This is a genomic window from Actinomycetota bacterium (assembly GCA_030776625.1).
Lineage (GTDB): Bacteria > Actinomycetota > CADDZG01 > CADDZG01 > WHSQ01 > MB1-2.
Map to the genome: position 1 here is coordinate 47,346 of JALYHL010000008.1, position 13,463 is coordinate 60,808.

At 66.3% G+C, this 13,463-nt stretch carries 17 protein-coding genes; 7 read left to right on the forward strand and 10 right to left on the reverse strand.

What is annotated here, in order from left to right; genetic code table 11:
- Nucleotides 1-3: 3 nt before the first annotated feature.
- Complete coding sequence (locus M3N53_12575) at nucleotides 4-1,665, reverse strand: alkaline phosphatase family protein (GenBank protein ID MDP9069163.1); 1,662 nt, start codon at nucleotides 1,663-1,665, stop codon at nucleotides 4-6.
- 44 nt (nucleotides 1,666-1,709) lie between these two features.
- Here M3N53_12575 and M3N53_12580 point away from each other — a divergent pair, with 44 nt between their 5' ends.
- Both M3N53_12580 and M3N53_12585 read left to right on the forward strand, forming a co-directional pair.
- Nucleotides 1,710-2,210, forward strand: a complete 501-nt coding sequence (locus tag M3N53_12580) for a pyridoxamine 5'-phosphate oxidase family protein (protein MDP9069164.1) — start codon at nucleotides 1,710-1,712, stop codon at nucleotides 2,208-2,210.
- Nucleotides 2,207-3,145 (forward strand): aldo/keto reductase, encoded by a 939-nt coding sequence (locus tag M3N53_12585; protein MDP9069165.1) that lies wholly within the window; start codon nucleotides 2,207-2,209, stop codon nucleotides 3,143-3,145. Before M3N53_12580 ends, M3N53_12585 begins: the two co-directional genes overlap by 4 nt.
- A 3-nt stretch (nucleotides 3,146-3,148) precedes the next feature.
- Here the strand turns inward: M3N53_12585 and M3N53_12590 are convergent, their stop codons facing one another.
- Nucleotides 3,149-4,051: a DMT family transporter gene (locus M3N53_12590; GenBank protein MDP9069166.1), complete on the reverse strand. Its 903-nt coding sequence runs from the start codon at nucleotides 4,049-4,051 to the stop codon at nucleotides 3,149-3,151.
- Nucleotides 4,048-4,491 carry a hypothetical protein gene (locus M3N53_12595; protein MDP9069167.1) on the reverse strand — a complete coding sequence of 148 codons (444 nt, stop codon included), beginning with the start codon at nucleotides 4,489-4,491 and terminating at the stop codon, nucleotides 4,048-4,050. Before M3N53_12595 ends, M3N53_12590 begins: the two co-directional genes overlap by 4 nt.
- Before the next feature lie 78 nt (nucleotides 4,492-4,569).
- Between M3N53_12595 and M3N53_12600 the strand changes: the two genes are divergently transcribed.
- Complete coding sequence (locus tag M3N53_12600; GenBank protein MDP9069168.1) at nucleotides 4,570-5,565, forward strand: TerC family protein; 996 nt, start codon at nucleotides 4,570-4,572, stop codon at nucleotides 5,563-5,565.
- Here the strand turns inward: M3N53_12600 and M3N53_12605 are convergent.
- Nucleotides 5,562-6,308 carry an SDR family NAD(P)-dependent oxidoreductase gene (locus tag M3N53_12605; protein ID MDP9069169.1) on the reverse strand — a complete coding sequence of 249 codons (747 nt, stop codon included), beginning with the start codon at nucleotides 6,306-6,308 and terminating at the stop codon, nucleotides 5,562-5,564. The two genes, M3N53_12600 and M3N53_12605, sit on opposite strands and share 4 nt — an antisense overlap.
- 14 nt (nucleotides 6,309-6,322) lie before the next feature.
- On the opposite strand from M3N53_12605, the gene rocF reads away from it, so the two are divergent.
- Complete coding sequence (rocF, locus tag M3N53_12610; GenBank protein ID MDP9069170.1) at nucleotides 6,323-7,219, forward strand: arginase; 897 nt, start codon at nucleotides 6,323-6,325, stop codon at nucleotides 7,217-7,219.
- 4 nt (nucleotides 7,220-7,223) lie between these two features.
- On the opposite strand, the gene M3N53_12615 is transcribed toward rocF, so the two are convergent.
- Nucleotides 7,224-8,000, reverse strand: coding sequence for an SDR family oxidoreductase (locus M3N53_12615; protein ID MDP9069171.1), 777 nt, complete (start codon nucleotides 7,998-8,000; stop codon nucleotides 7,224-7,226).
- Between the two features lie 50 nt (nucleotides 8,001-8,050).
- Here M3N53_12615 and M3N53_12620 point away from each other — a divergent pair, with 50 nt between their 5' ends.
- Complete coding sequence (locus M3N53_12620) at nucleotides 8,051-9,031, forward strand: YchF family ATPase (protein ID MDP9069172.1); 981 nt, start codon at nucleotides 8,051-8,053, stop codon at nucleotides 9,029-9,031.
- 7 nt (nucleotides 9,032-9,038) lie between these two features.
- On the opposite strand, the gene M3N53_12625 is transcribed toward M3N53_12620, so the two are convergent.
- Nucleotides 9,039-10,538, reverse strand: coding sequence for a gamma-glutamyltransferase (locus M3N53_12625; GenBank protein MDP9069173.1), 1,500 nt, complete (start codon nucleotides 10,536-10,538; stop codon nucleotides 9,039-9,041).
- Between the two features lie 44 nt (nucleotides 10,539-10,582).
- On the opposite strand from M3N53_12625, the gene M3N53_12630 reads away from it, so the two are divergent.
- A complete protein-coding gene (locus tag M3N53_12630) occupies nucleotides 10,583-11,041 on the forward strand; it encodes an SRPBCC family protein (GenBank protein MDP9069174.1) in 459 nt (152 codons plus the stop codon).
- Here M3N53_12630 and M3N53_12635 read toward each other — a convergent pair.
- Nucleotides 11,017-11,415 carry a CBS domain-containing protein gene (locus M3N53_12635; GenBank protein ID MDP9069175.1) on the reverse strand — a complete coding sequence of 133 codons (399 nt, stop codon included), beginning with the start codon at nucleotides 11,413-11,415 and terminating at the stop codon, nucleotides 11,017-11,019. The two genes, M3N53_12630 and M3N53_12635, sit on opposite strands and share 25 nt — an antisense overlap.
- A 62-nt stretch (nucleotides 11,416-11,477) precedes the next feature.
- On the opposite strand from M3N53_12635, the gene M3N53_12640 reads away from it, so the two are divergent.
- The gene (locus M3N53_12640) at nucleotides 11,478-12,227 is read left to right on the forward strand and encodes a deoxyribonuclease IV (GenBank protein MDP9069176.1); all 750 of its coding nucleotides are present in this window, start codon (nucleotides 11,478-11,480) and stop codon (nucleotides 12,225-12,227) included.
- Here M3N53_12640 and M3N53_12645 read toward each other — a convergent pair.
- The 3 genes from M3N53_12645 to clpS are packed head-to-tail and all read right to left on the reverse strand — an operon-like array spanning nucleotide 12,224 to nucleotide 13,459.
- Entirely contained in the window at nucleotides 12,224-12,682 is a 459-nt protein-coding gene (locus M3N53_12645) for a peroxiredoxin (protein MDP9069177.1), read from the reverse strand. The genes M3N53_12640 and M3N53_12645 overlap by 4 nt on opposite strands.
- A gap of 13 nt (nucleotides 12,683-12,695) precedes the next feature.
- The gene (locus M3N53_12650; protein ID MDP9069178.1) at nucleotides 12,696-13,172 is read right to left on the reverse strand and encodes a DUF2017 domain-containing protein; all 477 of its coding nucleotides are present in this window, start codon (nucleotides 13,170-13,172) and stop codon (nucleotides 12,696-12,698) included.
- Nucleotides 13,173-13,174: 2 nt separating this feature from the next.
- The gene (gene clpS / locus M3N53_12655; protein ID MDP9069179.1) at nucleotides 13,175-13,459 is read right to left on the reverse strand and encodes an ATP-dependent Clp protease adapter ClpS; all 285 of its coding nucleotides are present in this window, start codon (nucleotides 13,457-13,459) and stop codon (nucleotides 13,175-13,177) included.
- Nucleotides 13,460-13,463: the final 4 nt, after the last annotated feature.

The following is a 13,463-nucleotide window of genomic DNA, read 5'->3' on the forward strand; positions in this document are numbered from 1 at the left end:
CGTCTAAGCCTCGACGTCCTGGGGTGGCCGCGGCGTTCCGAACGCGCACTTCATCACGCGTTCGACGCCGTCACTCGGGAACGCGGCCGCGAGGATGTTCTCGTCGCCTCGGTCACGGTAGTCCTCCGGTAGCTCCGGCTCGCCGTAGTTATCCCGCAGCCGGTAGGAGTTCAGGAACTCGGCCACATCGGCCGCGTCCACTCCCAAGTGTCGGGCTACCTGGTGGTTCAGGAACGGGCCGGCGGCACTCGTCTTTCGCACCAACGACTTCCCTTCCGGCGCTTCGAAGTGGGCGTCGATGTCTTCCTGGAGCTGTCCTTGCAGCACCGGCCACGCTCCCGACCGCGTCGGCGGCGGTGTGTTCCCGTGGTCGGACGTGAGGACGATCACGTAGTCCTTCACCTTTCGATCCAAGAACTCGACCAGGCGCCCCAACGCTGCGTCTTGTGCCTCCAGCGTGTCTCCCATCTCGGGTGAGTCCATGTTGTGCTGGTGCGCCACGATGTCGGTCGGCTTGTAGTTGATGAAGAAGAGGTCGACGGCCTCGTCGGTGCCGTAGCCCTCGCGGTCGAGCATCTCGATCACCGCGTCTGTTTGCCATTCGACCCACGCCGGGTTGTCGTGTTGCTCGAGCACCTCGTGGCCTCGCCACTTCCCGTCCGCCTGGCCGTCGAGCCGATCCAGCTCCTCGGCCCGGTCCTCCAGGCCCGGGAACTCCTCGAGGTAACCGGGGGTGCTGTAGAAGTCGGGGTTGCCGGTGATGCGATGGTCGGAGCCGATCAGGGCCAGCTGGTCGGCGTCCCCGCCCGGCAACGCGGAGCCGTGGCCGAGCATCCCCATGTGCCATGACTTCCACGCGAGCATCCCGACGATCGGCTCGTTCCCCAGCGCCCGGTCCACCTCGTCGCCGAAGGTGGAAACCTCCAGATCGCTCGGGTCTCGGTTGCCGAACACCCCGCGGACGGTTCCGTCCTCGTCGCGGAACTCGATCGCGGTGACGCCATGGTCGACGGGGAAGACACCGGTTCCCATGCTGGCGTGCGTCGCGGGGGTGATCGACGGCGACGACCCGACGGATGCCCGCAGGAAAGAAGCGCCTTGTTGCTCGAGCCGCGCCAGGTGCGGCCACCGGTCCGGCCACCGCGCCAGCACGTTTCGCCCGACCCCGTCCCAGACCAGGGTGACGATCAGCTTGGGCGAAGCGCCTCCTTCGACAACCCGAAGCTCCCGCCCCTCGCGACGGGGAAGCTCGATGCCGGTGAGCGCGCCGACCGTCGGATAGATGTCGATCACGGCTGCGTACTCGTCGAGCACGCCGGCGGGCCGGATGTTCCCGGGCCCATACAGGACGAGGGGCACGTTCTGCAGGTAGTCCCACGGCCCAGAGTGGCTCGTGACGCCGAACGACCCCGAGTAGTTCGGCGCGAGCGGCACGATCGTCACGTCTTCCGAGTGCACCGGGTGGTGCCCCCGCCATAGACGCACCAGTTCGTCCTTCGGCAGCGCACAGGCGCGCTGCAGCCAGTCGTTGGAGTCAAAGGTGCGCGGCGCGGCGCTCAGGTCTTGCGCCGGCGAGGGATCTGCGTTGAGTCGGTTGAGGAAGAAGATCCCGGTGCCGGCCAGCACCGCGACGACGAGGAGGATGGCTGGGAGTCTCCGGGACACGACGGGAGGCTAGCAGCGGCCGCGGCCAACTTAGGGTGGGCTCGATGTCACCGCGGCCAGAGCTATCGATGTCGATGCAGGACATCAGGGCCTTCATCCGAGAGCCGCACACAGGCGTCCTCTCCACCATCGGCCCGCAGGGGTTTCCGCACTCGGTGGGGATCTTCTACATCCCGGAGCTGAGCGAACCTCTGGAGCTGCACATGTGGGTCTACGGCAAGAGCCAGAAGGCGCGCAACGTCGAGCGGCGCGCCGAGGCGTCGGTGCTCGTCGAGCACGGCGAGCCGTACGCGGACCTGCGCGGTGTGCTCATCTCCGGGACGGCACGTATCGAGCGAGCGCCGGAGCGGGTGCTGGAGCTTGGTAAAGCGATCTACGAGCGCTACTTCTTGCCTCGGACGGGGATAGCGCTGGAGGACGCTCCGCTCGCCAACATCGAGCGTCAAGCGCTGAAGAGGGTGAACCTGGTTCTGACCGCGGTTCGTTTCGCGTCGTGGGACCACGCAAAGGGCAGAGACACGATCACGGACGGAGGACGAGCATGAGGATGACCAAGCTGGGCTCGCAGGGGCCGGAGATATCCGCCGTCGGATTCGGCACCTGGGAGGCCGGCGGGAACGCGTGGGGACCGGAGGTTCCCGACGAGCGGACGATCGAAGCGATCCGCACCGGCGTGGACGCAGGCATCAACTGGGTCGACACCGCCGAGGTCTACGGCGGCGGCCGCTCCGAGCAACTCGTCGGCGAGGCGCTGAAGGGGCGCGACGACGTGATGGTCTTCACGAAGGTGGCCTCCAAGAACGCGGGCAGCGGCTACCGCGCGGACGAGGTGCGCGCGGGGGCCGAAGGCAGTCTGCGCCGGCTGGGGCGCGACTGGATCGACCTCTACCAGATCCACTGGCCCGCCTCTTCCTTCGACGTCGAGGAGACCTGGGGCGCGATGGCGCAGTTGGTCGACGACGGCCTCGTCCGCTACATCGGTGTCTCTAACTTCGATCGAACCCTGATCGAGAGGTGCGAGCAGATCCGTCACGTCGACTCCCTGCAACCGCACTTCTCGATGTTGCATCAGCAGGGACGCAACGACCTCTTTCCGTTCTGCAAGGAGAACGGCACCGGCGTGATCGCCTACGGCCCCCTCGCGTACGGCCTCCTCACCGGGACCTTCACCGAGGAGACGACGTTCGACCAGAGTGACTGGCGCGGCGGCGGTCACGGCATCAGCTACTACGACAAGCTGTTCGCTCCGAGCAAGTTCGAGCGCAACATCGCGAAGACCCAGGAGTTGAAGCCCGTCGCGGACCGCCTCGGCATCACGCTTGCGCAGCTCGCGCTGGCGTGGGTCTTCCACCAGGAAGGTGTGACGGGAGCGATCGCGGGATCGCGGTCTCCGCATCACGTGAAGGACAACGCCGCCGCCGGTTCCGTCGAGCTCTCGGAGAAGGACCTGGACGAGATCGAGGCGATCCTGGGGAGCTGAGGGCTACGCCGCGTCGGCCGCCGGCAGCGCCTCTCGCTTCTTCGAGGCGAGGATCGGGATCGCGAGCAAGACCAGCGTTGCCCCGATCACCAGCCTGAGAGTTAGTTCCTCAGCCAGCAGGATCGTGGCGAGCGCGATCGTGGTGACCAGCTCCATCATGTTCGCGATCGAGGTGCGTGAAGACCCGATGCGAGCGATCGCGGCGTAGGTGCTGATGAAGGCGATCGCGGTGGCGACGCCCAGACCCACTGCGGGGACGAGCGCCTCGGAGGGCAGGCCCACGCGCAGCGCAGACGTGACCGCGGCCAGCGACAAGGCGGCACCGATCGCCGTCCAGGTAGCGGCCGTCGCTGGCGGGGTCCCGCTGCTGAGGAGCTGTGCTCCGATGTAGAAGATCGCGACCACGACCGCGGCTCCCAGCGCGAGGAGAGGCCCGACCAATGGGGTCGACGTCAAGGAGAAGATCGATGCCACGCCGGTCGCCCCCACCGCGAGGGCCAGAGCCAGCCTCCGCTCGAACCTCTCGAGCCTCAGCGCGATCGCGAGCAGCGTCGTCCAGATCGGGTAGCTGTAGAAGACGAGCCCGACGACCGAGGCGGGAGCGCGCTCGAGCGCCAGGAAGAACAGCGCCGACTCCAGGCCGTAGCCGATGCCGCCGAGCAGGAGCAACCGGGAGGTCCGGCGTCCTCCGAGCCACATCGGCCTGCGTGTGACCGCGTGGAGGGCGACCAACAGCACCGAGGTGACGGTGAAGCGCAGCGCCAGCAGCGGGATCGCTTGGGCGCCGGCGGCGTACGCCTGCTTCGCGAAGATCGCCAGCGTCCCGAAGGCGACGGCTCCGAGGATCGCGAGACCGATCCCGACAAGATCGGAACGTCCCGATCCGGTGGGTGCGGGTTCGCTCAAGGAGCGGCAGCGGGTTGGGCCCGGCCACAGCGCTCGAGCCCGTACTCCCGAGCCGTCTCGTTCGCCTCAGACGCCGCGGCCTGAAGCTCCTCGCCCAGGCGGCTCACCTCCTGCAGATCCCGTTTCTGAGCGGCGTCGCGGATCTGCGGCAGGTACGACATCGCCTCTTCGATCTTCGAGAGCATCGTGTCGATGACCGCGCGATCCTCCTCCGGCGGCTGCAACTCCCGAAGATCGCTCAGCAACTGTGCCGTGATCTCCTGGGCCTCGACCACGAACTCCGTTAGAGCGTCCGGCGACTTCGGCGGCTCCAGCTCGCGAGTTTTCTCGTCTGCGGCCTCACAGATCGCGTCCGCCTGAGCGATGAACTCCTCCTTGGAGAGCCCATCGTCCGAGCAAGCGGTCAAGACCGCCAGCAGCGCGACTAGCACTATCCTCACGGTCTGCATCTGATCTAGCCCCCTCTAGGCGCGGGAAGCGCACCTTATGGGATGGGGGAGCAGCTCTAGGAGGAAAGTTTGGAACCCTGGTACTTGTACGCGGGCTTCATCGGATTCGTGATCGCGATGTTGGTCATCGACCTCAAGTTCTTCCACGCAGAGCAGCACGAGCCGACCACGCGCGAGTCGGGCATCTGGGTCGGGGTCTGGGTCGGGCTCGCGATCGTCTTCGGGATCATCGTCTACTTCTGGAAGGGCGGTGGGACCGCTGCGGAGTACTTCGCCGGCTACCTGATCGAGTACTCGCTGTCAGTCGACAACATGTTCGTCTTCGTCTTGATCTTCAGTTACTTCCGCGTTCCGCTCGCGTACCAACACCAGGTCCTCTTCTACGGGATCTTGGGCGCGATGATCTTTCGAGGCATCTTCATCGCGCTCGGCGTTGCGCTCATCAGTAACTTCGAATGGGTCATCTACGTGTTCGGCGCGTTCCTGATCTACACCGCGATCAGGATCGCCCGGGGGACCGAGGAGGTCCATCCGGAAGACAACCCTGTATTGAAGTTCGCACAGAAGCGGATCCCGACGACGACGAAGTTCGACGGTCAGAAGCTCTTCACGGTGGAGAACGGCAAGCGTCTAGCGACCCCGCTCTTCATCGTTCTCCTGTTCATCGAGTTGACCGACATCATCTTTGCCATCGACTCGATCCCTGCGATATTCGGGATCACCACAGACCCCTTCATCGTCCTGACGTCGAACGTCTTCGCCATCCTCGGGCTGCGGGCGCTCTACTTCTTGCTCGCAGGGTTCATGGACCGGTTCCATCTCCTGAAGTACGGCCTGGCTATCGTGCTCGGGTTCGTCGGGCTGAAGATGTTGGGGACCGCGGTGAGCTGTGAGGGCGAGACGACGTTCTGTCACGACCACCATCTCTCGGTGCCCATCTGGATGTCGCTCGCGATCATCGTGGTCACGCTCGGAGTGACGGTCTACCTGTCGCTCAAGAACCCGGCCCCGGTCGACCCCGACCCGCCTTACGAACACGACGATCAGGACCGGAGACTCGCCTAGCGCTCTCTGGCGACGACCGTCGCGCTCGCCTGAGCGCGCGGTTTGACGACGATCTCGTCGATGTTCACGTGGGGGGGCCGGGTGGCGGCCCAGGCGATGCAGTCGGCGACGTCTTCCGCCGTAAGCGCCTCTATCCCCTCGTATGGCTTCGCCGCCTGGGTGCGGTCGTTGGCGAAGCGGACGAGGGAGAACTCCGTCTCCACCAGCCCGGGAGCGACCTCCGTGATGCGGACGGGCCTGCCGACCAGCTCCAGGCGGAGCGTTTGGGTGATCGCGCGCACCGCGTGCTTGGTCGCGGTGTAGCCGCCTCCGCCCGGATACACCTCGCGGCCGGCAACGGAACCGACGTTCACGATGTGGCCGTTGCCGGAGTCCTCGAGCTTAGGGAGCAGAGCGCGCGTGACGCGCAGCAGTCCCAAGACATTGGTCCCCCACATCGTCTCCGCCGCTTCGTCCGATAGCTCCGCGAGCCGGTTCACGCCCACCGCTAGCCCCGCGTTGTTCACGAGAAGGTTCGCGCGTTCGATCTCAGCGGCGAATGCCTCTACCGACGAGGCGTCGGAGACATCGAGGCGCAGGGCGCGCCCGCCGCTGCGCTCCGCCACCTCTTCGAGCTTGTCGAGTCGCCGCGCCCCCAGGATGACCTCGAAACCCTCGCTGGCCAAACGCTCCGCGGTCGCAGCGCCGATGCCGGCAGATGCTCCGGTGACGATAGCGACGGGTCGCTCCATCTCTCCGTCCATGCAACCATCGTGGCATGGATAACAACAGGGTCGCGATCATCGGCGCTCCACTGGACCTCGGCTCCTCGCGCCGCGGCGTGGACATGGGGCCGAGCGCCATCCGCTACTCCGGACTGCAGGAACGGCTGGAGAGGCTGGGCTTCGATGTGAACGACCGCGGCAATGTGACCGCGGAGCTTCCGGAGGTTGCCTCGGAGAGCGACGAACACGCTCGCTTCCTCCCCGCGATCCTGGCGTCCTGCTCGCAGATCGCTCGGCGGGTGGCCGAGGTGGCGCAGCAGGAAGAGCTTCCGGTGGTGCTGGGAGGCGACCATTCCATCGCGATGGGAACGCTCGCCGGTTTGCATTCGGTTAAGGGCCCGGGGGGCGTGATCTGGGTGGACGCTCATGGCGACCTGAACACGCCCGAGAATTCGCCATCGGGGAACGTCCACGGGATGCCGCTTGCCGCGGCCCTCGGCAAGTGCGGCTTTTCGCTTGACGGCATGAGGGACGCACCCTGGGTGGACACGCGCCGCGTTGCGCTGGTGGGGGTGCGGGCCCTGGATCCCGGCGAGAAGCAGCTGGTGAGCGAGCTGGGGCTTCACGTGTTCACGATGTCCGATGTCGACCGGCGTGGCCTGCCGGACGTCATGCATGAGGCGGTCGACAGCGTCGCCGGAGACTCCTTCGTGCACCTCTCGCTGGACGTCGACGTCTGCGACCCCGAGATCGCGCCCGGCGTTGGGACCCCCGTCCGCGGCGGTTTCTCGTATCGGGAGGCGCACCTCGCGATGGAGCTGATCGCAGAGGCAAAAGTGCTGACGTCGGTCGAGGTCGTGGAGGTGAACCCCGTTCTGGACCATGCAGACGAGACCGGGATCCTCGCGGTGGAGCTGGTCGCGAGCGCGCTGGGCGCCAGCATCCTGTAGGCCTCTAGTCCTCGTGGAGGACGCGGCCCTCCATGCCTCCCGCGACCGTGACCACCTGGCCCGTGACGTGACCGGAGATCTCATCCGAGGCGAGCGCGACCACCACCCGCGCGACATCTTCCGCCCGGCCGACCTTACGCAGCGGCATCGTGCGCGTGATCCGCTCGACGAAGCCCTCCTGCTGCAGCGCGTCGCGCGCCATCTCGGTCTCGGTCCACCCCGGGCACACGACGTTAGCGCGCCCGCGCGGCGCGACGCGCGTTACCTCGTTCTTCAGGCTCTTCAAGAAGCCGCTCGCCAGCGCACCCTTCGCCGCCGCGTAGTCGGCGTGTCCTGCCTCGCCTATCAGCCCCGCGGTCGACGAGATGATGACGATGTTCCCCGTGCCGGTATCCGAGACGTGGCGGAGAAAGGCGCGGCAACTCAGAAAGACGCTGTCGAGGTTGGCCGCGATCGTCCGGCGCCAGCGCTCGAGCGACATGTCCCACACGGGCTGGTCCTCCGACGGCCACGCGCCGGCGTTCGCCACCAGAACGTCCAGACGACCTAGATCTCGGATCGCCGCGGGAACCAGCTCGTCGGCTTCGGCTTCGACGGTCAGGTCTGCTCGCAGCGCGACACCGCCGGTCTCGGCGGCGAGCCTGTCGGCTCTGTCGCCACTGGAGCGGTAGTGGACGCCGACGCGGGCGCCCTCGGCCGCGAACGTGCGGACGATGGCGCTCCCGATGCCACCTGCTCCGCCGGTGACCAACACGCCGCGGCCGCGCAATCCCGTGTCCATGCGCAGCAAGCTATCTGCTCGCGCTTGCCGCGGCCGCTACCCTCGCAGCCGTGAAAGACGTCGGCATCGTCGGGATGCCCTATTCCGGGAAGTCCACCCTCTTCACCGCGCTCACGCGGTCGGGGGCGGCTGGGGGACGGTCGAACCAGGCGGTCGTAGATGTCCCGGACACACGTCTCGATGTGCTGGCAGGCCAGGAGGCATCGAAGAAGGTCGTCCCCGCGAAGGTTCGCTTCGTCGACGTGCCGGGCGGGCTGACCGCGCAGGGGATCGCCGAGTTCCGCCAGACCGACGCGCTGTGCATGGTCGTGCGCGCCTTCGGTTCTGATGCCGATCCCCCAGGCGAGCTCTCGTCGCTGGAGGCCGAGCTGGTGCTCGCCGACCTCGCCAGTATCGAGAGCGGGCTCGAGAAGGCGCGCAAGAAGGCGAAGGGCAAGGGAGAGGCACAGGCGGAGGTGGACGTGCTCGAGCGGGCTCACGCGCTCGTCGACGCGGAGAAGCCGCTGCGGGACGGGGACTTCGACCGCGACGACCGCAAGATCCTGCGCGGCTACGGGCCTTTGACGCTGAAGCCGTGGATCGTGGTGGTGAACGTGGAAGAGGGCGCCGAGCTGCCGCCGGGGTTCCCGGACGACGCGATCGCCCTCAGTGCGGCGCTGGAGGCAGAGGTCGCGGGCATGGAGCCCGCCGAGGCCGCGGAGCTGCTGACCGGCTTCGGGATCGAGGAGCCGGGACTGGATCGCGTCATCGCCGCTTGTTACAGGGCGCTCGACCTGATCACGTTCCTCACGACGGGAGAGGACGAGACCCGCGCCTGGGAGGTGCGGCGGGGGGCAAAGGCTCCGGAGGCGGCCGGCGCCATCCACTCCGACCTGGAGCGCGGCTTCATCCGGGCAGAGGTCGTCTCGTACGACGACCTGGTCGCGGCGGGGAGGTGGGACAACGCGAAGGCGAAGGGCGTGCTGCGTGTCGAAGGTAAGGACTACGTGGTGCAAGAGGGCGATGTGTTGAACATCCGCTTCGCCGTGTGACGACGCGTCAGACTAGTGCGCTTCCTCCCGACCTCCGGGGATCGTGCGCCGCCTCCAGGCTTCCGTCGTCTCTCACGGCGACGGTTTGGACCGCGCCGAAGTACATATGCAACTCGTCGTAGGGACGGGGGCTGTAGCCGAGCTGGTCTCCCGGCAACCCCGGCTCGTAACACAGCTTCTCGCCCTCGGGCCGCGGATCCAGGTGCGCACGCGGCGCGGTGACCGCCTCCTGGATCGAGGCGCCCTCGACGGCGATCCTGATGAAGGTCTGTGCGATGGAGCCGACGATCCTGTCGGCTCCAGGCGAACCGAGCCCCAAGGTGATCCCGTCGCCGCGCGCGATCGTCGGGGTCATGTTCGAGTGCGTCCGCGATCCCGGCGGCAGCCGGTGCGCCCCGAGCGGGTTCAGCTCCTCCTCGCCTAGCGTGTTGTTGAGCAACATGCCACGGACGATGAGGCCCGCGCCATAACCGTTCGATTCCGTCAGCGAGCAGACGTAGCCATCACTGTCGGCTGCCGACATGTGGGTGGTATCGCCGGAGCGCTGCGAGCGGAGCTGCAGCTCCTTCAGCGCCTCGGTGAACGCGGCCGCTACGCCGTCGGGGTCCTGATACCGCTCCTTGCGATATCCGACCGCCGCCCGTTGCGCCTCGACGATCGCCCGCAGGCGCTCGACCTCATCCGACAGGTCCGCGTTCTGCAACAGCGCCAGCATGTGGATCAGCACCGCTCCACCCACCGCCGGCGGCGGGTTCGACGACACCGTCCACCCGAAAGCTTCGGTCGAGATCGGGCTGCGGATCTCGGCGACGTACGCGGTCAGGTCGTCGACGGTCATGAATCCGCCGTCCGCGGCCATCGCCTCGGCCATGTCGCGCGCAAGGTCGCCTTGGTAGAAGACGTCGGGGCCCTTCGTCGCTATCAATTCGAGGGACTCCGCCAGCTCAGGTTGCGCGAAGGTGTCACCTTCACGCAACGGCTCATCGTCGGGCCCGAACATGGCGCGCGCGGCCGGATACTTCGACCAGATCGTCTCCCACGTGCAGGAGAGGTAGTAGTCGGAGGTACGGGGGAAGGGGAACCCGTCGCGGGCGGCGCGGATCGCGTCGGCGAACAGCGCCTCCCACTCGATCTTCCCGTGCCGTTCCCACGCGGTCCGGATCGCCGCGAGCACCCCCGGCACCGCGACAGACCCTCCCCCGATGCCCATGTAGATGCCGTCGGCGTAGTCCGGCAGGAATATCCGCTTGATCCCTTGGCCGGGCTCGGAGGGGGTCGTGAGCGGCATCGCGTTGTTGCCGTCGATCACCTCCACCTCGTCTGCGGGCGTACGGATCGTTATGAAGCCCGACCCGCCGATCGAGGTGAAGAACGGCTCCGCCACCCAGCCCATGATCGCGGCGGCCAAGCACGCGTCGATGCCGTTGCCGCCGGCGCGCGCCACGTTGATCGCGGCCTCTGTGCCGAGCTTGTTGCCCGCGGCGATAGCGAGTCTCGGGGAGCGCATGGAGCGAGGATAGCGGCGGCCGCCCTTCAGGTTACTTTGAGGTGATGCCGCGAACGCACCGGATCAAGAGGTTCGAGATGGAGTCGTCGGCCGCTTCCTCTGCGCCGTCCGACGTGATGATGGAGACGATCTTGAGCCCGGGGACGTGGCCCCACTGGCAATCCGAGATCCTGTCCACCGACGGGCCGGAGCGCCTCACCGAGGGATCGGTGGTCGACGGAGCAGCTCGGCTCCTCGGGTTCGACGTGACGGGACGCAGCATCGCCTCCACGGTCCGCGACGACGTCTTCGAAGAGGACGTGATCGTAGGCGTTCAGATGCGGATCAGCTACCGGGTCGCCCCCAGCGGCCGCGGATCTATCGTCACGCGGCGGATGGATGCGGAGCTTCCGGGCGGGGTTGCCGGCAGGCTCCTGTCAACGCTCCTGCGATGGAGGCTCAAGAAGATGCAGACGAGCTTGTTGGACCGGTTGCGCGATCAGGCCGAGGGCGCGTCTCGCTGAACCATCGCGGCCATGTTGTCCAGCAGGTCGCGAAGCGACACGATCCCGACGGGGTCTTCCATCTCCATCACCAAGAGGTGGCGGAAGCCGCCGTCCGTCATCGCTTTCGCGGCACGGACGATGTCCCAGCCGGGGGTCCCACTGACGACCTCGCGCGTCATGATCTCCGCTACCTGTGTCTCGTCCATACGTTGATCGCTCGCTATCGCTCTCAGGATGTCGCGCTCGGTGACGATCCCAGCCACCTTCTCGTTCTCGATCACAACTGCGCACCCGACCCCGCGCTCCGTCATCATCTTGGCCGCCCGCCGCAGGGTCGCGTGTGGGTCCACGGTGAGCAGGTGCCGTACGGCGACGTCTCGCAGTAGCTTCATCGGCGCATCTTGCTCCAACAGCGGGTGTGAGGGCAACCGCCCGGGTTCGGTAGCTTGTCCGGGTGATGATCGGAGCGCACGTACCGGATGCCGATCCCCTCGCGGAGGCCGCGGCGGTCGGCGCCGAATGCATTCAGCTGTTCGTCGGGCCGCCGCAATCTTGGAAGAAGCCGCCGCCGAGGCCGGACGCAGAGGTGTTGAAAGCGTCGGGGTTCCCAGTGTACGTGCACGCCCCTTATCTCATCAACGTTGCGTCGCCCAACAACCGGGTGCGGATCCCGTCTCGGAAGATCCTCGATCAAACGTTGGATGCCGCGGGGTTCGTGGGGGCCGCGGGAGTCATCGTCCACGGCGGACATGCCGAAGATGGCGTGGAAGAGGGCTTCATCCGGTGGAGAACTGTCTTCGAGCGGCTGGAGAGCGACGTACCCGTGTTGATCGAGAACACCGCCGGTGGCACGAATGCGATGACCCGCCACGTCGACACGATCGCGGCTCTGTGGGAGCACCTGGACGGCTTCGACGTGGGGTTCTGTTTCGACACCTGTCATGCGCATGCTGCGGGCGAAGATCTCGATGACGTGGTCAAGCGCGTTCTGGACGCGACCGGACGGATCGACGTCGTTCACGCAAATAGCTCTCGGGACAAGGCCGGGAGCGGCGCCGACCGGCACACGAACTTCGCGGACGGTCACATCGATACTCAGGTCCTGCTCGAGATGGTACGCGCCGCGGGAAAGGTGCCCGTGATCTGCGAGACGCCGCGGCCCGGGATCGAAGACGACATCGCCTTCCTGAGAGAGAACCTCTAGACGGCGAGCCTCGCGCGCAGCGCGTCTACGTGTCCCTGTGCCTTCACGCCGTATTCCGCGACCGCGATGCGACCGTCTTCATCGATCACGAACGTCGACCGCTTGATGCGTATGGGGATGTCTTTGTAGTTCCCGAGCTCCTTGAACGCGCCGTACGCGCGGGCGGTGGAAAGGTCCTCATCGATGAGAAGAGGAAAGTTGAGGTCGTACTTCCGAGCGAACCTCTGATGCGACGAGGCGTCCTGCGGGCTGATGCCGAAGATCATGTAGCCGGCTTCGGAGAGGTCCGGAGATGCATCGCGGAAGTCGCACGATTCCGCCGTGCAGCCGGGCGTGTCGTCTGCCGGGTAGAAGTAGAGGATCACCTTTCGGCCCTTCAAGTCCGCCAGCTTCCACGTCTTGCCGTCGCCGTCCTGAAGCTCGAACGAAGGAGCCTCGTCTCCTGGTTGCAGCATCTCTGTTCCTTTCTCAAGTACTCATCTCTTCCAGCATCGATCCCTGCAGCCACCCCAGCCAGTGCAGCACCGCCAACGCCGGCGCCTCGGGGTCGGCCGGGTCGTACGCCCGTCCCATCTTCTCGTCGTCTACTTCGAGTCGTGTGCCGATCGCCAGCCGGATGTCGTTGAGCAACCTGAGCCACGACTCCACTTCGTCCTGTGACAGCGTGAGATCGGCTGCACCCTTCGCGCCAACGCCTTCTTCCACTACATGCAGTGCCTCTAGCTTCACGGTACGCAGGTCGTTGCCCATCAGTTCGCGATATGCCTCCTCTTCGGCATCGTCCTGGTGAGCACGCGGGAACAGACGCTGCAGCACCTCGTCGTCTGCGGGAATGTCCGCCTCCAGGAGCATCCTCAGCTCCTTCAACAACTCCCGCAGGATCCCCGTCTCTTGCTGGTCCAGTTGCAGATGCAGCCGGTCTCCGTGTCTCTCTAGTTCCGGCACGCTCAGTCGCTTCTCGTCATCGTTGCCCACAGCCCGTGCGCGTGGAGCCGGTAGCAATCCAGCTCCGCTTTCTCGCGCGGCCCGCTCGAAACCACCGAACGTCCCTCATGATGCACTTCCAGCATGAGCTTGGTCGCCTTCGCCAGTGGGTAACCGAACAACTTCTGGAATACCCATGTCACGTATGACATGAGGTTTATCGGGTCGTTCCAGACGATCACGAGCCAGGGCCTGTCTGGATCGACGACGTCTTCTGTGTCGCGCTCATCGACCCGTTCGGGCGCGATCGTC